The organism is Antiquaquibacter metalliresistens, from assembly GCF_029211225.1.
GTDB classification, from domain to species: domain Bacteria; phylum Actinomycetota; class Actinomycetes; order Actinomycetales; family Microbacteriaceae; genus Rhodoglobus; species Rhodoglobus metalliresistens.
Map to the genome: position 1 here is coordinate 410762 of NZ_JARGEM010000001.1, position 20894 is coordinate 431655.

At 68.0% G+C, this 20894-nt stretch carries 17 protein-coding genes and 2 tRNA genes; 8 read left to right on the forward strand and 11 right to left on the reverse strand.

Going from position 1 to position 20894, the window contains the following annotated elements:
• Position 1: 1 nt before the first annotated feature.
• The 6 genes from PYV02_RS02125 to PYV02_RS02150 form a co-directional block, all read right to left on the reverse strand.
• The gene (locus PYV02_RS02125; protein WP_275755722.1) at positions 2-1027 is read right to left on the reverse strand and encodes a LacI family DNA-binding transcriptional regulator; all 1026 of its coding nucleotides are present in this window, start codon (positions 1025-1027) and stop codon (positions 2-4) included.
• Between the two features lie 26 nt (positions 1028-1053).
• A complete protein-coding gene (locus tag PYV02_RS02130) occupies positions 1054-2496 on the reverse strand; it encodes a GH1 family beta-glucosidase (protein WP_275755724.1) in 1443 nt (480 codons plus the stop codon).
• Positions 2497-2508: 12 nt separating this feature from the next.
• Positions 2509-3414 (reverse strand): carbohydrate ABC transporter permease, encoded by a 906-nt coding sequence (locus PYV02_RS02135; RefSeq protein WP_275755727.1) that lies wholly within the window; start codon positions 3412-3414, stop codon positions 2509-2511.
• Positions 3411-4397 carry a carbohydrate ABC transporter permease gene (locus tag PYV02_RS02140; RefSeq protein ID WP_275755728.1) on the reverse strand — a complete coding sequence of 329 codons (987 nt, stop codon included), beginning with the start codon at positions 4395-4397 and terminating at the stop codon, positions 3411-3413. The genes PYV02_RS02135 and PYV02_RS02140 overlap by 4 nt, the downstream gene beginning before the upstream one ends.
• Positions 4398-4489: 92 nt before the next feature.
• Complete coding sequence (locus PYV02_RS02145; RefSeq protein ID WP_420833581.1) at positions 4490-5752, reverse strand: ABC transporter substrate-binding protein; 1263 nt, start codon at positions 5750-5752, stop codon at positions 4490-4492.
• A 246-nt stretch (positions 5753-5998) separates the two neighbouring features.
• A complete protein-coding gene (locus PYV02_RS02150; protein WP_275756017.1) occupies positions 5999-7735 on the reverse strand; it encodes an MDR family MFS transporter in 1737 nt (578 codons plus the stop codon).
• A 211-nt stretch (positions 7736-7946) separates the two neighbouring features.
• On the opposite strand from PYV02_RS02150, the gene PYV02_RS02155 reads away from it, so the two are divergent.
• Positions 7947-8774, forward strand: a complete 828-nt coding sequence (locus tag PYV02_RS02155) for a M15 family metallopeptidase (protein ID WP_275755732.1) — start codon at positions 7947-7949, stop codon at positions 8772-8774.
• On the opposite strand, the gene pgm is transcribed toward PYV02_RS02155, so the two are convergent.
• On the reverse strand, positions 8765-10390 hold the full coding sequence (gene pgm, locus PYV02_RS02160; RefSeq protein ID WP_275755734.1) for a phosphoglucomutase (alpha-D-glucose-1,6-bisphosphate-dependent): 1626 nt from the start codon (positions 10388-10390) through the stop codon (positions 8765-8767). The two genes, PYV02_RS02155 and pgm, sit on opposite strands and share 10 nt — an antisense overlap.
• A gap of 35 nt (positions 10391-10425) precedes the next feature.
• On the opposite strand from pgm, the gene pheA reads away from it, so the two are divergent.
• Positions 10426-11358, forward strand: coding sequence for a prephenate dehydratase (gene pheA / locus PYV02_RS02165; protein ID WP_275755736.1), 933 nt, complete (start codon positions 10426-10428; stop codon positions 11356-11358).
• Here pheA and PYV02_RS02170 read toward each other — a convergent pair.
• Positions 11355-12338: a diacylglycerol/lipid kinase family protein gene (locus PYV02_RS02170; RefSeq protein WP_275755738.1), complete on the reverse strand. Its 984-nt coding sequence runs from the start codon at positions 12336-12338 to the stop codon at positions 11355-11357. The two genes, pheA and PYV02_RS02170, sit on opposite strands and share 4 nt — an antisense overlap.
• Positions 12339-12377: 39 nt before the next feature.
• On the opposite strand from PYV02_RS02170, the gene serS reads away from it, so the two are divergent.
• The 5 genes from serS to PYV02_RS02195 all read left to right on the forward strand — a co-directional run bounded on the left by serS (position 12378) and on the right by PYV02_RS02195 (position 16065).
• Positions 12378-13643 carry a serine--tRNA ligase gene (serS, locus tag PYV02_RS02175; protein ID WP_275755740.1) on the forward strand — a complete coding sequence of 422 codons (1266 nt, stop codon included), beginning with the start codon at positions 12378-12380 and terminating at the stop codon, positions 13641-13643.
• Positions 13636-14433: an HAD family hydrolase gene (locus tag PYV02_RS02180; RefSeq protein WP_275755741.1), complete on the forward strand. Its 798-nt coding sequence runs from the start codon at positions 13636-13638 to the stop codon at positions 14431-14433. Before serS ends, PYV02_RS02180 begins: the two co-directional genes overlap by 8 nt.
• A 58-nt stretch (positions 14434-14491) precedes the next feature.
• Positions 14492-14576: transfer RNA gene (locus tag PYV02_RS02185), tRNA-Ser, on the forward strand.
• Between the two features lie 43 nt (positions 14577-14619).
• A complete protein-coding gene (locus PYV02_RS02190; RefSeq protein WP_275755743.1) occupies positions 14620-15930 on the forward strand; it encodes an LCP family protein in 1311 nt (436 codons plus the stop codon).
• 46 nt (positions 15931-15976) lie between these two features.
• Positions 15977-16065 (forward strand) — tRNA-Ser (locus PYV02_RS02195).
• Between the two features lie 54 nt (positions 16066-16119).
• Here the strand turns inward: PYV02_RS02195 and PYV02_RS02200 are convergent.
• Together PYV02_RS02200 and PYV02_RS02205 are read right to left on the reverse strand one after the other, a co-directional pair.
• Positions 16120-17238 carry a tyrosine-type recombinase/integrase gene (locus tag PYV02_RS02200; RefSeq protein WP_275755746.1) on the reverse strand — a complete coding sequence of 373 codons (1119 nt, stop codon included), beginning with the start codon at positions 17236-17238 and terminating at the stop codon, positions 16120-16122.
• Positions 17235-17444: a helix-turn-helix transcriptional regulator gene (locus tag PYV02_RS02205; RefSeq protein ID WP_275755748.1), complete on the reverse strand. Its 210-nt coding sequence runs from the start codon at positions 17442-17444 to the stop codon at positions 17235-17237. Before PYV02_RS02205 ends, PYV02_RS02200 begins: the two co-directional genes overlap by 4 nt.
• Before the next feature lie 110 nt (positions 17445-17554).
• On the opposite strand from PYV02_RS02205, the gene PYV02_RS02210 reads away from it, so the two are divergent.
• Positions 17555-18271, forward strand: coding sequence for a hypothetical protein (locus PYV02_RS02210; protein WP_275755750.1), 717 nt, complete (start codon positions 17555-17557; stop codon positions 18269-18271).
• A 231-nt stretch (positions 18272-18502) separates the two neighbouring features.
• Here the strand turns inward: PYV02_RS02210 and PYV02_RS02215 are convergent, their stop codons facing one another.
• Entirely contained in the window at positions 18503-20809 is a 2307-nt protein-coding gene (locus tag PYV02_RS02215) for an MMPL family transporter (RefSeq protein WP_275755752.1), read from the reverse strand.
• Positions 20810-20894 lie beyond the last annotated feature (85 nt).

Here is a 20894-nt window from a genome sequence, read left to right on the forward strand (position 1 = left end):
TCTAGGCGCTGTCGCGCACGACCATCCGGGTGGGCATCACGCGGGCGCGCTCCGTGGGCTCGCCGCGCAGCAGCGCGAGCATCATGCGCGCCATCTCCACGCCCATCTCCCGCGACGGCTGGTGCACCGTGGTCAACGGGATCTGGCCCGAGGTCGCCGCCGAGCTGTCGTCGAAGCCGACGATCGCGATCTGCCGGGGCACCGCGATCCCGCGATCGCGCAGCACGCCGATCGCGCCGGTCGCCATCAGGTCGGATGCCGCGAACAGCCCGTCGATCTCGGGTGCGCGCTCGAGCAGCTCACGCATCGCTGCGGCGCCCCCGGCCATCGAGAAGTCGCCCTGGGCGATGAGGTCGGCCCGCAGCCCTGCGGCACCCATGGCGCGCACGAACCCCTCGGTGCGGTCGACGGCCGCCTGCATGTCGAGCGGTCCGGCGATGGTCGCGATGCGGGTGCGCCCGTGGTCGATGAGGTACTGCGTGCCCATCGCGGCACCGGCGGCGTTGTCGACGTCGACGTAGTGGTTGGCATGCAGCTCGGGCAGGTAGGGCCGACCGCCGAAGACGACCGGGATGGTCTCGTCGAGCGTGGTGAAGAACTCGTCGCCGGAGTGATGCGAGACCACGATGGCGCCATCCACGTTGCCGCCGAGGAGGTAGCGGATGGTCTTCTCGGAGGGCGCGGTCGGACTCGCCAGCTGCAGGTTGAGCACGTAGTCGCTGTCCTCGAGCCCCTGCGTGATCCCGAGCACGATCTCCGCGAAGAAGGGGTCGCCGAAGAAGCGCGACGTGTCCTCCGGCACCACGAGGGCGATCGCCATCGTCTGGCGATTGGCCAGTGATCGAGCCGCGCGATTGGGCACGTACTTCAGGCGATCGATGGCGGCGTTGACCGCGGCGACCACATCGGGGCTCACCCGGTCGGACCCGTTGACGACCCGCGACACCGTGGAGCGGGAGACCCCCGCGGCCGCGGCGACGGCTTCGAGCGTTGGCGGCACGCGCCGCGCCGCTGTCGGGGAGGTCATGGTGGCGATTCTAGCCAGCCGCCGGATCAGAGCCCGCGGGCCGAGATGATCCGGGCGTAGGCGAGGGCGCTGTCCTTCAGCGTGCGAACCTGGGTGTCGTAGTCGACGCGCACGATGCCGAACCGCTTGTCGTATCCCCACGCCCACTCGAAGTTGTCCATGAGCGACCAGTAGAAGTAGCCGTGCACGGGCACTCCGGCGTCGATCGCGTCGAGGATCGCCTCCAGATGCAGTTCGATGAACTCGGCACGCTCCGCGTCGTGCACGAACCCGTCAGCGGCGACGACGTCGTCGTACGCCGCGCCGTTTTCCGTGACCGAGAGTGCCACCGAGGCGGGGCCCGCATACTCCTCGTGGATGCGTACGAGGAGCCTGGTCAGGCCCTCGGGCTGCACCTCCCACCCCATGGCGGTGCGGGGAAGATCGCGCAACTGCCAGTGCACGCCCTCGGCTGCGGGGAACGGCGAGCGCTTCGGGCGCTCGCTCGGTGCGGCCGTCGACATGGTCTGGGTCGTCGGGTGCCCGCTGACGAGTTCGCCGTGGTAGTAGTTGATGCCGAGCGCATCGATCGGGCTGGAGATGATGTCGAGGTCGCCGGGCTGGATCACCTCCGCGAAACCGAGGTGGGCGACATCCTCGAGCACGTCCTGGGGGTAGGCCCCGCGGAAGATCGGATCGAGGAAGAACCGGTTGAACTGGCCGTCGATGCGTCGTACCGCCTCGAGGTCGGCCGGGTCGTCGGCATCCACCGGGTCGGCGACCGTCAGGTTCAGGGTGATCCCGAGGCTCAGCTCGGGATCACGTTCGCGCAACTCCTTGATCACCAGACCGTGCGCGAGCAGCAGGTGGTGGCCGGCGGCGAGTCCGGCAGCGGGCTCCTGTCGGCCGGGGGCGTGCTCGCCGCCGATGTAGCTGAGGAACGACGAGCACCAGGGCTCGTTGAGCGTGGTCCACGCCGTGACCCGATCTCCGAGCGCGTCGTGCACGGTGCGCGCGTAGTCCGCGAAACGGTAGGCGGTGTCGCGGTTGGCCCACCCGCCCTGCTCCTCGAGGGCCTGCGGCAGGTCCCAGTGATACAGGGTCAGCCACGGCTTGATGTTCTTCGCGAGCAGCTCGTCCACCAGGCGCGAATAGAAATCGATGCCCTTCTGGTTCACCGGCCCGCCGTCGGGGTTCACCCGCGACCAGGATGTCGAGAACCGGTAGGTCTGCAGCCCGAGCTCCGACATCAGGGCCACGTCATCGCGGTAGCGGTGGTAGTGGTCGCAGGCGACGTCGCCGTTGTCGCCGCCCACCACGGCTCCGGGAACGCGGGCGAAGGCATCCCAGATGGAGTCGGTGCGACCGTCTTCGTGGGCCGCGCCCTCGATCTGGTACGCGGCGGTGGCGGCGCCGAACAGGAACGCCTCGGGGAATCGACGGGGAGTGCTCGCGCTCATGCGGGCAGACTCCTCTCCGGTGATCGTCATGGTGGTGGTTCCTTAGCCCTTGACCGCGCCGGCCATGATGCCACTGACGAGCTGCCGGCCGGCGAAGATGAACAACAACAGCAGTGGGATCGTCGCCAGCACGACGCCGGCGAGCACGATCGAGTAGTCCACGAAATAGTTCGACTGCAGCAGGGAGAGCGCCACGGGCAGCGTGGGGTTCTGGCGGTCGAGCACGATGAACGGCCAGAAGAAGTTGTTCCACGCGCCGACGAAGACGAAGAGGAACAGCATCGCCGCCGCGGGGCGCGCGGCGACCACGCCCACCGTCCAGAACGTGCGGATCATCGAGGCGCCATCGACGCGCGCGGCCTCGATGAGCTCATCCGGCACGGCCTGGCGCAGGTACTGGGTCATCCAGAACACGCCGAAGGCGCTGGTCAGTGCCGGCAGGATGATCGCGCCGATCTGACCGGTCCACCCGAGTTCCGAGAACAGGATGTAGAGCGGCACGACTCCGAGCTGCTGCGGAACCGCCATCGTCGCGACCACGAAGGCCAGCAGGGCGGGGCCGCCGAGGAATCGCAGCTTGGCGAAGGCCCAGCCGGCGAGGGTCGAGGTGATCACGACCGCGGCGGCGATCAGGAACGACGAGTAGATCGAGTTCCAGAGCGCGGCCCAGAAGTTGACCGCGGGGTTCGACACCACCGAGATGGCGTTGTCGATGAAGTTGCCGCTCGGCCACCAGGGGCGCGACCGCAACGATGAGGCGTCGCCGGATCCGATCACGAACGACCAGTAGAGGGGGAATGCGGCGCTGATGAAGACCACGGTCAGTCCCGCATAGACCCAGAACCCGGGCCGATTGCCGCGGATGCGGATCGTGCGCTCGCCCCGGCGACGCTTCTTCTCGTCGGGGATGGCTTCTTCGATGATCGCGATCGGTGGGACGGTGCTCATCGTGCGACCTCCTTTCGCGTGCGGCGGCCGACTCTGTCGCCGCGTCGGCCCTCATCCCGCACGAGGGAGCGGGTGATGAACAGGTTCAGCAGTCCGATCGCGAGGATGATGATGAACAGGATCCACGCCATCGCCGCCGCGCGACCGAAGTTCCATTGACCCCAGCCGATGTCGTAGAGATAGAGCGTGATCGTCAGCCACTGCTGACCGGCACCGCCCCGCCCGAACTGGTCGAACACACGCGGTTCGTCGAAGATCTGCAGGCCACCGATGGTCGCGGTGATGATCACAAAGATGAGGGTGGGGCGCAGCGAGGGCAGCGTGATGGCGGTGAACTGCCGGAAGAGGCCGGCGCCGTCGACGGTGGCCGCCTCGTAGTACTCGCGGTTCACGGCCTGCATGGCCGCCAGCAGGATCAGGGTGTTGTACCCGGTCCAGCGGTAGTTGACCATCGTCGCGATCGCGACGTGACTCCAGAACGGATCCTTGTGCCACGGGATCGGGGTCAGACCGAGATCGGTCAGGACGCCGTTGACGAGGCCGAAGTTGTCGGCGAAGACGACGTTGAAGATGAGGCCGACCGCGACGGGTGCGATGACGAAGGGCAGCAGCACGCCCATGCGCCAGAAGGTCTTGGCCCGGATGTTGCGGTCGAGCATCGCCGCGATGAACACGGCGAGCAGCAGCTGCGGCACCGTCGAGATGAGGAAGATGCTGAAGGTGTTGCGCAGGGCGGTCCAGAAGTGGGGCTGCTGCAGGATCCAGATGTACTGGTCGAATCCGACGAAGGTGCCCGAGTTGCGCACCAGGTCCCAGTCCATGAACGAGATGAACGCCGTGTACCCGATGGGGAAGAGTCCGACGATCGCGAACATCACGAAGAACGGCGAGATGTAGAGGTAGGGGGAGAACTTGAGGTCCCAGCGGCCCACCTTCTGCGAGAAGGAGAGAACTCTGACTGGCTTCGGCGATGCGGTGCTCATGGTTCGGCTTTCAGGTCCGGCGCGGAGGGGAGATCGACCGAGTGGTGCGGGCCGCCGGGTATCGGCCCGCACCACTCGTCAGAGGTGTTCGCCTAGAAGGCGGAGACCTCGGTGACCCACGTGTTCCAGCTCGTGGTCTCGTCTTCGAGGCCGTCGAAGACTCGGGTGACCGCGTTCTGGAGCGCGTCGTGGAACTGGAAGTACTTCGGGCCCTTGAAGGTGGCGACCGTGATGGCCTCGGCGCGCGAGGTCAGGATCTCACCGGTGGGGGCGTTGTTGAAGTACTCGTTGGTCGCCGCGGCCAGCTCGGAGCTGGCGAGCGCCTCGACCTGGCTCGGGAAGGTGCCGGCGTTGGTGAACGCCTTGAGCTGGGTCTCGGGGGAGGTCAGCCAGTCCGCGAGCTTCTGCGCGGCCTCGACGTTGGCTCCGTTGGCCGGAACGGTCAGGTACGAACCGCCCCAGTTGCCGCCGCCGCCGGGGAACGCGTCCGCGATGTCCCAACCGGTGATGTCGGGCGCGTTGCCGGAGATGACACCCAGCATCCAGCCCGGGCACAGCATCGCGGCGAACTCACCGCTGGCCATGGAGGCGAACCAGTCCTCGCTCCACTGACCGGCGTAGGCCGCGATCGGAACGGCCTTCTCGACGACCGCCTTGTACGCGGCTTCGATGTCGGGGTTCTCGGTGGCGATGATCGCGCCGTCCGGCTCCTCGTAGGCGAACTCGAGCTGGTTGACGATGCCCTGCAGCACCGAGTTGGCCGAGTCGATGAACGGCTTGCCGGTCTTGGCGGTGTAGTCGGCGCCGATGGTGAAGAAGTTGTCCCAGTCACCGTCGAAGAGCGCGGCCACCTCGGTGCGGTCGGTCGGCAGGCCGGCGGCCGCGAACAGGTCGCCGCGGTAGCAGATGCCCTGCGGGCCGATGTCCGTGCCGTACGCGATCAGGTTGCCGTCGGCGTCGGTCGCGGAGGCTTCCTTCCAGTCGAGCCAGCGGCCCTTCAGGTCGTCCGGAACCGGAGCGAGGAGGTCGGCGTACTGCATCGCCTCGGTGAACCAGTCGATCTCGACGGCCTCGACGTCCGCGAGGCCGGACTTGCCGAGCTTCTGGAAGTAGTTGGCGCGCGCGTCGTTCGACGTGGCGGCCTTGTTGTGCACGACCTCGATGCCGGTCTCGGCCGTGAACTCTGCGAGGAGCTCGTCGGTGTAGCCGAAGTCGTTGAAGGTCGCGAGCGTGAGGGTGGTGGTTCCCCCGCTCGACTCTCCACCGCCGGTGGCGCAGCCGGTGGTGACGAGGGCGATGGTTGCGACGCCGGCGAGTGCGGCGGCGATAGTGCGTCGTGATGTTCTCACGGTCACTCCTTTGTGTGCGTGTTGGGTGTGGACCGACGAGGTTGGGAGCGCTCCCACACGTTCCGATGAGAGCGCTCCCACGCGGTCGAGCACAGACTAGGCGGGCGCCCGAAACCCTGTCAACTACGGCGTGAGAGCGCTCCCAGGGCCGCAAGCGCTTGCTCCCGCGGAATCCCGGCGAAGTTCACCCCCGACGGGCCCGGAAAATTCGGTCGCGAGCGACACCGACACCCGGGCCCGCCGGTCGTGAAATCAGCGGGGGTTGACCTCTGACGAGGTCGTCTCCTCGTCGGTGAGTTCGTCCTCGGCGGTCGTCGTGTCGGGGGCGATGAGCGCTCCGGCGGCAGCCGCCTCCTCCTGCGCGAGCACGTCTGCCGCCGCGTTCTCCTGCAGCGCCGAGTGCTGGCGCAGGGGGGCGGCCTTGAGGAAGAAGCTCAGCACGAACGCGAGCAGCACGACGCCGAGCGCGATCCAGTAGATGGTGATCGATGCGTTCGCGAAGCCCTCGAGGAATGGGGCCGTCAGCCGCGGATCGGCACCGTTCAGGAACGAGGTGTCGCCGTTGAGCGCCCCACCCAGGTCGCCACCGGCCTGCCCCTGCTGGTAGAGGGCGATGATGTCGGCGTTGGCCGGGTCGGCGAGCACCTTCGGGTCGGCGAGCGCCTCCTGAATGCCGTCGGTCACGGCCGGGAGCTTGAACGCGTCGGCGATGAGCTCGGGGATGCGCGTGAAGAGCACCGAGAGCAGGATCGCCGTGCCCAGCGTGCCACCGATCTGCCGGAAGAACGTCGACGAACTCGTCGCGACGCCGATCTCGCGAGGGCCGACGGAGTTCTGGCTGGCGATGGTGAGCGTCTGCATGAGCTGGCCGAGGCCGAGGCCGATGAACAGCATCCCGATCATGACGAACCAGACGGGCTTGTCTGCCGTTGCGAAGGTCAGCACGAAGAAGCCGACCGCGAGAGAGCCGGTACCGATCTTCGGGAACATGCTGTAGCGACCGGTGCGGGCGATGATCTGGCCGCTCGCGATCGAGGAGATCATGAGCCCCAGGATCATGGGCAGCATGAGGAATCCGCTCTCGGTCGGGGTGGCCCCGTTGACGAGCTGCAGGTACAGCGGGATCGTCATCATCGCGCCGAACATGCCGAAGCCGACGAGCACGCCGAGCACCGTCGCCATCGAGAATGTGGGGTGCTTGAACAGGCGCAGGGGGATCAGCGCGTCATCGCCCATCACGCGCTCGATCAGGATGAAGGCGACGATGCCGAGCGCGCCCACCACGTAGCAGGCGAATGCTGCGGGTGAGGCCCAGCCCCACTCGCGTCCGTTCTCGGCCACGAGCAGCAGCGGGACGAGGCCGATGATCACGGTCGTCGCACCCCACCAGTCGATGCGCACGCTGCGGCGCGTGTGCGGGATGTGGAGGAAGCGCAGCACGATCGCGAGGGCGACGAGGCCGATCGGGAGGTTGATGAGGAACACCCAGCGCCATCCGGTGATGAACAGGATCTCGGGGGTGCCCGCGAGGAGGCCGCCGATGAGCGGACCGATGACGCTGGAGATGCCGAACACCGCGAGGAAGTAGCCCTGGTACTTGGCGCGTTCGCGCGGCGCGAGGATGTCACCCATGATCGCCAGGGGCAGCGCCATGAGTCCGCCGGCCCCGAGGCCCTGGATCGCACGGAAGGCGGCGAGCTGCGTCATGTCCTGCGCGAAGCCGGCCGCCACCGACCCGACGAGGAAGATCGAGATCGCGAGCAGGAACAGTGGACGACGACCGAAGATGTCGCTGAGCTTGCCGTAGAGCGGCGTGGAGATCGTCGCGACGATGAGGTATGCGGTCGTCACGCCGGCCTGTTGGCTCAGACCGTTCAGGTCGTCTGAGATGGTGCGGATCGAGGTGCCGACGATCGTCTGATCGAGCGCCGAGAGGAACATGCCCGCCATGAGCCCGAAGATCACGAAGAGGATCTGGCGGTGCGTCATCACCCCGCCCGCCTCGGCGATCTCTCGTGCCTGCTGCTGGCCCCTGGATTCGACCTTTGCCATGACTGCCTTTTCACTGGATGGGCACCCGAAACGTGCCGAGAAGAAACTTGCGGAGACTGCAAAGTTACACGTCGCGCGGACTTGCGGCAAGCCGATTCGTACTCCCGGGGGAGTCAGTTGCGTGGCGGCCTCGCCCTAGGATCGAGGCATGTCCGAGTTGCGCCCGAGGAACCGGCCGAGCCGCGAGGTGCGTCGTCGGCGCACGATCGTGATCGCCGTCGCGGTCGGCGCGATCCTCGTGATCGGCGTCGTCGTGGCCGTGCTCGCGCTCACGCCGAAGACCGAGGAGGCTCCGATGCCCACACCCTCCGCAACGCCGTCCACGACACCGAGCCCGACTCCCACCCCGACTCCGACTCCCACCCCGACGTTCGACAAGAACGCGCAGTCGATCGACGATCCCAACAGCAACTGGGTCGTCGTGAACAAGCTGCGTCCCCTCAACCCTCCGGAGTACGAGCCCGATCTGATCTTCGTCGACGTGCCCTACGTCTACGAGCCCTATATGCGCCCGGAGGCGGCGGCCGCACTCATCAGCATGTTCTCGGCGTTCACCGCGGAGACCGGCCTGCAGATGCAGTCGCAGAGCGCCTACCGAAGCTACTGGAGCCAGGAGAGCGTCTACGCGGGATGGGTTGCGCAGCTGGGGCAAGAGCAGGCGGACCTCGAGAGTGCCCGCCCGGGCCACAGCGAGCACCAGACCGGGCTCACGATGGATGTCAGTGCGGTGCCGAACGTGTGCGCGCTCGAGGCCTGCTTCGGTGACACCCCGCAGGGCCAGTGGCTCGCCGCCAACAGCTGGAAGTATGGCTTCATCGTGCGCTACCCACAGGGCAAGACCGACATCACGGGGTACATCTGGGAGCCGTGGCACATGCGCTACGTCGGGGTGGAGCTCGCCACCGAGATGCACGACACGGGCATTCAGACGCTGGAGGAGTTCTTCGGACTTCCGGCGGCGCCGACCTACGGCTGATCGCCCAGCGCGGCGTCGACGATGCGCTTGGCCTCCGCCTGCACCTGCGCGAGGTGTTCCGGTCCCTTGAAGGACTCTGCGTAGATCTTGTAGACGTCCTCGGTGCCGCTCGGCCTCGCCGCGAACCACGCGAACTCGCTCGACACCTTCACCCCGCCGATCGGCGCGCCGTTGCCTGGCGCGGTCGACAGCGTCGCGGTGATCGGGTCACCGGCCAGCTCCGTCGCGGTGATCGCGGCGGGGTCCAGCTTGGCGAGGCGGGCCTTCTGGTCCTTGGCGGCGGCGGCATCCACCCGCTCGTAGGCCGGGTCGCCGAACTCGGCGGTGAGTTCGGCGTAGAGCTGCGACGGGGTCTTGCCGGTGACCGCCGTGATCTCGCTCGCCAACAGCGCGAGCAGGATGCCGTCTTTGTCGGTCGTCCACGTGGAGCCGTCGAGGCAGAGGAAGCTCGCACCCGCGCTCTCCTCGCCGCCGAAGGCGACGGAGCCGTCGACGAGGCCCGGCACGAACCACTTGAAGCCGACCGGAACCTCCCAGAGGCGCCGGCCGAGCGAGGCGGCGACTCGGTCGATCATGGAGCTCGAGACGAGGGTCTTGCCGATCGCGGCATCCGCTCGCCAGGCGGGTCGATGCGTGGAGAGGTACTGGATGGCCACGGCGAGGAAGTGGTTGGGATTCATCAGGCCGGCGTCGGGGGTGACGATGCCGTGCCGGTCGGCATCGGCGTCGTTGCCGGTGAGGATGTCGAAGTCGTGCCGGCGGGCGACCACCGAGGCCATCGCCGATGGCGACGACGGGTCCATGCGGATCTTGCCGTCCCAGTCCAGCGTCATGAACGCCCAGGTGGGATCGACCTCGGGATTCACGACGGTGAGGTCGAGCCCGTACCGTTCGGCGATGAGCTGCCAGTAGTGCACGCTGGCGCCGCCGAGCGGATCGGCGCCGATGCGCAGGCCCGAGCGCTTGATCGCATCCAGGTCGATGATCCGCGCGAGGTCGTCGACATAGGCACCGCGGAAGTCGTAGGTGCCGACCGCCGAGGGCTCGCCGCGCTTGACATCGCGGTTGCCGTCGGCGATGAGGGCGTTGGCCCGGTCGGCGATCCAGGTCGTCGCGTCGCTGTCGGCGGGGCCGCCGTGCGGGGGGTTGTACTTGAATCCGCCGTCACGAGGGGGGTTGTGGCTGGGGGTGATGACGATGCCGTCGGCGAGGTCGTCGTGCCCGGCCGCGTTGTAGACGACGATCGCGCGGCTGAGCGCGGGCGTCGGCACCCAGTCGTCGTACTCGTCCACGAGCACCTCGACACCGTTGGCGACGAGCACCTCGAGCGCCGTCGTCTCGGCGGGGCGGGACAGGGCATGCGTGTCCTTGCCGATGAACAGCGGCCCGGTGATGCCCTGACCGGCGCGGTACTCGACGATCGCCTGGGTGATCGCCGCGATGTGCGTCTCGTTGAACGCGGTGTCGAGGGAGGAGCCGCGGTGGCCGCTCGTGCCGAACACGACGCGCTGCTCGGGGACCGCGACATCCGGCACTCGTTCGTAGTAGGCCGCGATCAGTTCGTGCACATCGATGAGGTCGGATGCCTGTGCCTGCTGTCCAGCGCGGTCGCTCATGCCGCCTAGTCTTGCAGCACCATAAACTCGTGACCATGTCAGCCGACGAGACCTATTCCTACCTTGGACCCGCCGGCACGTTCACCGAGGCGGCCCTCAAGCAGGTACCGCAGGCGGCGGGCAAGTCGTGGCGGCCCGTCAACAACGTCGGCGAGGCTCTCGACGATGTCGTCGCCGGGCGCAGCATCGCCGCCATGATCGCGATCGAGAACTCGATCGAGGGCGGCGTGAGCGTCGCGCAGGATGCGCTGGCGACCATTCCGGGCCTGCGAATCATCGGCGAGTACCTCGTGCCGGTCGACTTCGTACTGGTGGCGCGGCGAGGCACGACGCTGGCCGACGTGAAGGTGGTCAACGCGCATCCCGTCGCGTACGGCCAGACGCACCTGTGGCTCGACCGCAACCTGCCGGAGCACGGCCACATCCCCGCGACCTCGAACGTGGCCGCCGCGGCGGCCCTGCTCGAGAACGACCTCGCGGATGCCGCGGTCGCCCCACCCGGCATCGAGCAGCACCACGACCTCGAGGTGCTCGCCGAGGGCATCGGGGACAACCCCAATGCGGTCACCCGCTTCGTGCTCGTGAGCCGCATCGCGCGGTTGCCCGAGCCGACCGGCAGCGACAAGACCTCGATCATCGCCGAGCTACCGGATGACACGGCCGGCCGCCTGCTCGAGATGCTCGAGCAGTTCGCCACCCGCGGTGTGAACATGAGCCTGCTCGAGTCGCGCCCCATCGGGGACGCTCTCGGGCGGTACCGCTTCGTCATCGACCTCGACGGGCACATCATGGACGAGCGAGTCGCCGACGCCTTGCTCGGCCTCAAGCGCTTCTCGCCGAGCGTGATCTTCCTCGGTAGCTACCCGCGGGCCGATCATCGGCGCATCAGCGTGACTCCGCGGTACGACAACGACGCGTTCGTGGACGCCCGGGATTGGTTGCGCGGACTCATCGCGGGGGAGAACTAGGGCGCGGGCATCCGCACGTGCAGCGCACCGGGTTCGACCCAGAGGCGCACGGAATCGGCCTCGCCGAACTCGTCGCCATCGAGTTGGAACTCCTCGGGACGCTCGACCGACAAGTTCAGCTCACGCCCGCGCAGGTAGGTCACGTCGCGCACGTCCTTGGACAGATCGATGATCTTGCGGCCGATCGCAGACTTGCGCAGCACGCCATTCTCCCACGCCACCTTGCGCCACACCTTCGCCCAGCCGAAGGGGCCGCGCGGTCGAAGGGCGGCGATGTCGAGCAGGCCGTCGTCGGGCTTCGCATCGGGCATCAGCAGCAGGCCGCCGGGCAGCAGCCCGCAGTTGCCGACGATGATCGTGTGGGCGCTCATCGAGCGGGTCGGCGCATCGTCGAGCCGGTATGCGACGCGAAGCGGGCGCAGCTCCGGCAGCGAGCGGGCGATGCCGTCGACGTAGGCCAGCCAGCCCACCGCCTTCTTGAGCTTCTGGTTGGTGTGCTTGATCATCTTCGCGTCGAGGCCGAGTCCGGCCATCACCAGGAACGCGTGCTCCTCGCTGTCACCGTCGGCGCGCACGATGCGGGCCATGCCGAGGTCGATCGCGCGATCGACTCCGGAGAAGGCCACGGCGACGGCGGCCTCGAGATCGGTCAGGGGCAGGTCGAGGTTGCGCGCGAGGAGGTTGCCGGTGCCCGACGGCAAGAGGGCCAGGGGCACGTCGCTGCCGCGCAGGCCCTCGGCCACCGCCCGCACCGTGCCGTCACCGCCTGCGGCGAGCACGACATCCGCGTTGCGTCGCACGGCGCTGCGCGCGACTTCGGCCCCGGTGTCGTCCGGAGTCGTCTCGAACCAGATCGACGCGCCCCATGACGCCTTCCGCGCTGCCGCATCGACCGCCGTGCGCAGCTTCTCGACGTCGACCTTGGTGGGGTTGACGATCACGGCCGCGTGTCGCCGGTGCCCGGTCCGAGGGTTCGCCACGGGGCCAACGGTAGTGCATGCGCTCGGTAGGCTGGGAGGGTGATCGACCCACAATTGCTCCGCGACGACCCGGACGCGGTGCGGCGGTCCCAGCAGGCCCGCGGTGCGTCAGTAGCCCTCGTGGACGACGCCATCGCCGCCGACCTGCGCCGCCGTTCCGGCATTCAGGAGTTCGAGAACCTGCGCGCGGAGCAGAACGCCTTCGGCAAGACGGTGGCGGCCGCACCCAAGGACCAGAAGGCCGCACTCGTCGCACAGGCTCAGGAACTCGCCGCGCGAGTCAAGTCCGCGCAGCAGGCGTCGACGGATGCCGAGGCCGAGTTCACCCGGATCGCCGGCGCCATCGGCAACCCCATCATCGACGGCGTCCCCGCCGGCGGCGAGGACGACTGGAGACTCGTGCGCGAGGTGGGAACCCCGCGCGGGTTCGACTTCGGGGCGCGCGATCACGCCGAGCTCGGGGAACTGCTTGGGGCGATCGACATCGCCCGGGGCGTGAAGGTCTCCGGCAGCCGCTTCTACTTCCTCAAGGGGGTCGGAGCCCGCCTCGAGCTCGGGCTCATGTCGATGGCGCTCGACCGGGCGATGGCCGAGGGTTTCACACCTCTCATCACGCCGACGCTCGTGCGCCCCGAGATCATGGCCGGCACCGGCTTCCTCGGCGAGCACGCCGACGAGATCTACTATCTGCCGGCCGACGACCTCTACCTCACCGGCACCTCGGAGGTCGCGCTCGCCGGCTACCACTCCGACGAGATCCTCGACCTGTCGTCCGGGCCGCTGCGGTACGCCGGGTGGTCGACGTGCTATCGCCGGGAGGCGGGGTCTGCGGGCAGGGACAACCGCGGCATCCTTCGCGTGCACCAGTTCAACAAGCTGGAGATGTTCAGCTACGTGCTGCCCGAGGATGCCGAGGCCGAGCACGAACGCCTGCTCGGCTGGCAGGAAGCCATGCTGCAGGCGTGCGAGCTGGCGTACCGGGTGATCGACGTCGCGGCGGGCGATCTCGGCTCGTCCGCGGCTCGGAAGTTCGACGTGGAGGCCTGGGTGCCCACGCAGGGCACGTACCGCGAACTCACCTCCACGAGCAACTGCACCACGTACCAGGCGCGACGACTCGACATCCGGTACCGCACGGAGTCCGGGCGCACGACGCCGGTCGCGACGCTGAACGGCACGCTCGCCACCACCCGCTGGATCGTGGCCATCCTCGAGACCCACCAGCAGGCCGACGGCTCCGTCGTCGTGCCACAGGCGCTGCGCCCCTACGTCGGCGGTCTCGAGGTCTTCGAGCCCCATGACTGAGTGGTTGATCGCCCTCGACATCGACGGCACCGTGCTGCGGGAGGACGGCGGCATGAACGACGCCGTCATCGGCGCGGTTGCACGGGTGCGGGACGCGGGTCACGAGGTGATGCTCGCGACCGGACGTTCGGTCGCCATGACGCTGCCGATCCTCGACCGGCTCGGTATCACCCCGCAGTATGTGGTCTGCTCGAACGGCGCCATCACGCTCAGGCGCGACCCGGAAGCGCCGACCGGATACTCGCGCGAGTTCGTCGAGACCTTCGATCCGACCGCGGTGCTCACCACGATCCGCGGCAGTCTGGAATCGGCCAACTACGCCGTCGAGGATGAGCAGGGCATGTACCGCTACACCGGGTACTTTCCCGACGGCACCCTCGGTGCCGTGAGCGAGCAGGTGGAGTTCGAGGACCTGCTCGTGGCCCGCGCGACCCGAGTGGTGGTGATCTCGCCCGGGCATGCGATCGAGGACTTCCTCTCGGTGGTCGAGCGCATGGGGCTGCACAAGGTCAGCTACAACGTCGGCTGGACGGCGTGGCTCGACATCGCCCCCGACGGAGTGAACAAGGCCACCGCGCTCGAGCGTGTGCGCGAGCTGCTGAACGTGCCGCGGTCGCGGGTGCTCGCGGTCGGGGACGGGCGCAACGACATCGACATGCTCGCGTGGGCGGCCGCCGAGGGTCGCGGCGTCGCCATGGGCCAGGCGCCGGACGAGGTGCGCGCCGTGGCCAACGAGGTCACCGCGACCGACCTCGACGACGGCGTCGCGCTCGTGCTCGACACTCTCTGATCGGATCCTCAGGGTCCGCGCGGAACCCATCGGATACACTCGGAGACTGGTTATGCCGGGAGGGCTGTCCGAGCGGCCGATGGAGCCAGTCTTGAAAACTGGTGGGCAGCAATGTCTCGTGGGTTCGAATCCCACGCCCTCCGCCGCAGGTATCATCCCACCGCCGGGCAACGAAAGGGAACCACCATGAGCGAGCTCCGCCCCCGCTCCGAGTCGCAAGGCTCGGGCGAGCTGCGTTCACGCTCTCGCGGCGCCGCGAAGCAGCCGGGCATCGCCCGTCACGGTCGGTTGCGCAAGCGCTCGCCGCTCGGTGCGATCTTCGGGTTCATCGCCGCCGCGCTCGCCGTGGTTCTGGTCTCGGGCGCCTCGATCGGTGCGGTTGCCTTCAACGCCCTGTACTCCCAGGCGGATGTCGTCGAGATCATCGGCGAGACCGACGGCCCGCCGCCGCAGATCGGTGCCATCGAGGGTGGGTTCAACATCCTGATCGTCGGCAGCGACCGCTGCGAGAACGAGGGATGCGAGGAGGGCGAACGCGGGTCGAGCGAGCTCAACGACGTCAACCTTCTGCTTCACGTCTCCCAGGACCAGACCAACGCCGTCGCGATCAGCTTCCCTCGAGACATGGTCGTGGGCATCCCCGAATGCCCGTGGCGCGACGGAGACGGAACCAAGGCCTACTCGACCGAGCCCATCAACGTCGCGATGTACTACGGGGGCCTCAACTGCGTCGTGATGACCGTGTCCGAGCTGACCGGGCTTCCGATCCAGTTCGCAGGTGTCATCACCTTCAACGGCGTCATCAACATGTCGAACGCCATCGGCGGCGTCGAGGTGTGCGTGGATGCGCCGATCTACGATCCGTACACGGGACTGGACCTGCCGACCGCTGGTACTCACACGCTGCTCGGCCCAGACGCCCTCGCGTTCCTCCGAAGCCGCCACGGGGTCGGCGATGGGAGCGACCTCACGCGCATCAGTTCCCAGCAGGTGTACCTGTCTTCGCTCGTCCGCAAGCTTCAGGCGGACGGCACGCTCGGCAACCCGAGCGTGCTCTACAACATTGCGAACGCCGCGTTGGGCAGCATGACGTTGTCGTCGAATCTCGCGGACGTGCCGACGATGGTGTCGATCGCCCTTGCGCTGAAGAACATCCCCCTGGAGCGGATCACCTTCGTGCAGTACCCGGGCAGCACCGGTGGCACCGGCATCTACGCGGGCAAGGTGCGACCCAACCTCGCGCTCGGCGATGAGATGATGGCGCTCGTGCGAGCGGACCAGCCGTTCCTGCTCACCGAGGCGGGTGACGGGGCGGGCTCGGAAGAGGTGGCGCCGCCGGTGACGACCCCGGTCAAGAAGCCGACCGACCTGACCAACCCCGAGCCGGTGGCCACCGAGGAGCCTGTCGCCCCCGTCGACAACACCGGGCTGCCGGTGCTCTCCGGCATCCGCGGGCAGACCGCTGCGAACTACACCTGCTCGATCTCGAACGAGTAGTTCGAGCGGCCGTCGCGCTGCGGCTATGATGGCTCAGGTACTACCGGGAGACGTCGCATAGTTCGGCCTAGTGCACCACCCTGCTAAGGTGGAGTCCCCTCACGGGGACCGAGGGTTCAAATCCCTCCGTCTCCGCTGGAAATCCCTGGTCAGAGCCTGTTTCTTCCGGCTCGCCAGGAGGCGTTGAGTTCAGCGTCCGAGGTTCGGACCGCGCCGAGTGTCCCGTGAGTGTCCCGACTTTCTGCCGAACTCCTCGGCAGCGGCGAGACGCCGCACATGGTCGCGGCGCTGACCTTCGCCGAGGACGTGCGCGTAGACCGCGAGGACGGTGCGTGCCTCGTCGCCTAGGTACTCCGCGACCTCGTGGACGGGCGTGCCGAGCCGCAGCCAGGTGGACGCGGCGTAGTGGCGCAGCGCGTGGCGGCGGAAGCCGAGCGGGAACTTGCGGACCACGCCGACCGAGAGCTGCCCCCCCTGCTGGTTGGTGAACAGGTAGTCGTCGGGCTGCTTGCCCGCGGCGTACTGACGGAAGATCGCCAGCGCCCGCGGCGACAGCGGCACCGGCCGAGTGCCGCGCGAGGACTTCGGGTTCTTCTCCTCGTAGCGGTCGGAGTGGGAACGCTCGACGTTGAGTTGCGCGAGTGGGACTTCTGAGAGCCAGCCCACCCGGGTCGCGCGCAACTCGCCCCAGCGCACGCCGGTCAGCGACATGAACTCGAACACGTCCGCGATGTCGCTGCGCCGCTGCCGCAAGGCGGCGAGCACTCCGGCGACTCGGCGCGGGGAGGGAATCTCGTTCGGGCTCACCGCGCGCTGGGCGACGCTGCTCAACTCGGGAATCTTCTTCATCGTCCGCACCGGGTGCGGCTGGTGCAGGTAGCCCTGCTCGTCCGCGTAAGTGAACAGCGCGCTCAGCGTCGTCTTGGCGCGGGCGACCGTCGCCGGTGCCTTCCCACCGCGCAGCTCGGCAAGCAGATGCTCCCGGATGTCCCCGGCCTGCACGGTGGCGAGCGACCGCCTCAGCAGCGAGGCGGGAAGCGCGGCGAGGTTGTTCCTATCGGTGTCCACCGTGTGCGGGTTCCCGCCCTCACGTGCCACGAGAAACCTGTCGACCAGTTCCTGCATCGTGAACTTGCGCTTCGGCGGCAGCGGCCGGCCGGTGTCCAGCAGGTGCTTCTGCTCCCGCTCCCACGCCTCAGCGTCGCTCTTGCGGTCGAAAGTGCGGGACGCGACGAGTTGCGTGCCGGAGCGGACGCGCGCGAGGTAACGGGTCTTGCCCGCCTTGGTCTTGCGCGCCTCGATGCTCAATCGACCACCCCCGCCAGGCGCTCCACGTCGATGCGTCGGTAGACGCGCTTGTGCGGGGTGAGCCGAATCGGCTCCACCGGAGCGCGGCCGTCCAGAGCGAGGGTGCGTAGCGTCGTGCGGTGGATACCGAGCAGTGAGGCGGTCTCCTCCTCGGAGTAGAACAGGGGCGCCCGACCGAGCGCGCTGCCCGTCTCGCCGTCGCTCATACCTTCCTCCTCGCGTATATCGCGTTTCCGCGAATACACGACATTAGACCACGAAACGCGCCGACTCGCAACTACATGAGTTTACGCCTCCGACTCGTTAGACTCGGGACGTGACCACTTCCGCGCAGGACTCCGATCAGCAGCCCGACTTCGCGCTGCTGATCGACGCGGACCTGCCGGATGGGTGGTGGTTCCCCGAACGGTCCCCGCTCGACACGGAGGGCGAGAGCGCCGGCATCGACCGCTCCCTGCATTACGAGGACTGGATCGACAACGCCCCAGGCCTCGATCGCAAGCTCCGTTCCGAGCACAGCAACCTCGATGCGGGGCGCTGGTTCCTGATCCAGCACACCGAGAGCGGCACCCGCGTGCTCCTGCGCCTTCAGCAGCAGGTGCGGGTCTATGAGAACCGGATGGGGGAGGTGCGGATCACCGGCATCGTCCACATGCCGTTCTTCGCCGGCGACCCGATCACCAGCCAGCTGTTGCGCGAGCTGCCGACCGCGAAGATCGAGGCCGCGATCAACAAGCGCCTGTTCGCCGTCACAGGTGCCACCCGCTTCCAGAACGGCAAGATCACCCTTCCCAGCGGGCGCACGCTGCGCGGGCAAGACCTCGTCCGACCGCTCGGTGACCCGAAGCGCACCCCGGACTTCTACGAACTCGTCGCACTCCAGCACACCCGCTTCGCCGAGGACGGCGACCCGAACCCGACCGCGAGAATCGCGCGCCTCAGCGACGTCGCCCTCTCCACAGCCCAGGGTTGGGTCGCCAAAGCCCGAGCCCGCGGACTGCTCCCACCTGGCCGCCGAGGGCGAGCGGGATAGCGCGCGAGGGAGTTGAGCTGCGCTCGACCCCTTCGCGCGCAGGGTCACGAACCGCGTTGAGGCCCGTAGATCCAATGGTCTTGAGGTTCCGGCCTGTGGATGACTGCATCGAGGTGCGCGCAGCTACACGTTGCTCAGCACCTGAGTTAGCACTCTTGGCGGCCGCGGCCGCGGCGTCGGGAACAGGAGTCGGCCATATGCCGTTCGCGTCCCGCGGGTGCACGCGTTCGGTCATGCTCGTTCGAGTTGCTTGTTGAGTTTGTCTCCTTCGATGTCGAGGTCGGGGAGGATGCGGTCGAGCCAGCGGGGGAGCCACCAGGCCTTGTCGCCGAAGATGGCCATGATGGCGGGGACGAGCGTCATGCGGACGAGGAAGGCGTCGACGAGGATGCCGAAGGCCAGGGCGAACCCGACCTGGGCGATCATGGGCTCGGGGTTGTAGATGAACCCGGCGAAGACGCTGGTCATGATGATCGCGGCGGCCACGACGACGCGACTCGCGACGGCGAACCCGCGGGTGACGGACTCCGTGCCCTTGGCGCCGTGGACGTGGGCTTCCTTCATCGAGGAGACGAGGAACACCTCGTAGTCCATGGCGAGGCCGTACAGGACGCCGGTGATGATGATGGGGAGCAGGCTGAGCACGGGGGCGGTGGCGTCCATCCCGAAGATCGGCTGCAGCCAGCCCCATTGGAACACGGCGGTGGTCGCTCCGAAGGTCGCGGCAACGGACAGGAGGAACCCGACGGTGGCTTTGATGGGGACGATGATGGAGCGGAACACGAGCAGCAGCACGATCAGCGACAGGCCGACCACGACGGCGATGTAGAGCGGAAGCACGTCAGCCAGACGATCGGAGACGTCGATCGCGAGGGCCGCGAATCCCGTGACGCCGACGTCGACTCCGTAGTCGTCGGTGAAGGTCGGTGTCATGTCACGGATCGCGGTGACGAGGTCGGCGGTCTCTTGGGAGGTGGGACCGGTCTCGGGTACGACGGAGAACACCGCGGTGGTGCCGTCCTCGTCGAGGCCGCCCAGGGAGACCGCTTCGACGCCGTGAATGCCGGAGAGGTCGCCGTAGATGCCGGCGAGGTCCGTAGCGGGGATGGTCTCGTTGTCGGGCGAGGTGGCGACGACGACGAGGGGCCCGTTGTAGCCCTCGCCGAACGCGTTCCCCACCACCTCGAAACTCTGCCGCTGCGCGGTGTCGGGGTGGTAGCTCGCGCCCGAGGGGAGGCCGAGGTCCATGTCGAGCACGGGGGCGGCGATGACACCGGCGATCGCGAGAGCGCCGACGGCGGCGACGTAGCGGTTCTTCACGAGCAGACGCGACCACGTGTTCGCGACGCGGTGCGAGGAGCCGTTGTCGTGGGAGGTGCCGGCGTTCAGCCGTGCCTTCGCCGAGCAGATCCGTTCGCCGACGAACCCGAGCAGCGCCGGCAGCAGGGTGAGTGCGGACAGGACGGCGATGACGACGGTGGCTGCGGCGGTGATGGCCATCGTCGTGAGGAGCTGGATCTGCACGACCGTGAGGGCGAGCAGAGCGATGACGACAGTGGTTCCGGCGAAGAACACGGCGCTGCCGGCGGTGCCGATCGCGCGGGCGGTCGCCTCTGGCGCGCTGAGGCGCTGATCGAGGATGAACCGCCGCTGCCGATTCACGATGAACAGGGCGTAGTCGATCCCGACCGCGAGCCCGAGCATGAGCCCGAGCACGGCGGTCAGCGAATGCATCGGGACGATGCTGGAGATCGCGAACGCCCCGCCGACCCCGAACGCGACACCGGAGAGCGCGGACACGAGCGGAAGGCCCGCGGCGATGAGCGAGCCGAGCGTCGCGATCAGCACGAGCGCGGCGATCGCGACGCCGACGATCTCTCCCGCGCCGATCAGCTCGGGAACCTGGATCATCGTCGACGACGGCAGCACGTCGATCGCCTCACCGGCGACGGCGTCCTCGGCGGTCTCGATCGTGTCGTCCACGGTGCCCTCGGGGAGCTCGAAGGTCTGCGCGTCGAACACGAACTGGAACAGGGCCGTCTGGCCGTCGGCGGAGACCACCACTCCAGGGACCGGGGTCTGGTCGACGACCAGAGCGGTCGGCGCACCGGCGTCCGTCCCACCGGTGGTCGCCTGCTCCTGCGCGATCGCAGCGGCCGCCTGCAGCAGCAGACTGTCCTGCCCCTTGGCCAGTTCCTCGGCGAGCACCTCGCGCGCGTCGACGACGTGTTCGCCGTCGTAGATCTCCTCGACCGCCTCCAGGACGGCGGCGAGGTTGTCCCCCTCGTCGATGCGCTCCCCGTCGGTGGAGTGAAACGCGATGATGCCCTGCCCACCGGAAGCATCCGGCAGTCGGTCCGAGAGATCATCGATCACTTCCTGGGCGGCTGTGCCGTCGATGCGGATCTCGTTGCTGAGCTTGGGCGGGTTCACCACGATCAGGCCCACGATCGCGGCGATCAGCACCACCCAGATCGCTGTCACCCACCACTTTCCCCGGTACGCGAGCGCACCCCACCGATACAGCCACGACGACATCCGATTCCTCTATTCCTCCGGGCGCACCAGCCCTCGCGAGGGCCGATCCCGCCGCCTCAATGCGAACAACTGATAGTTGACTATC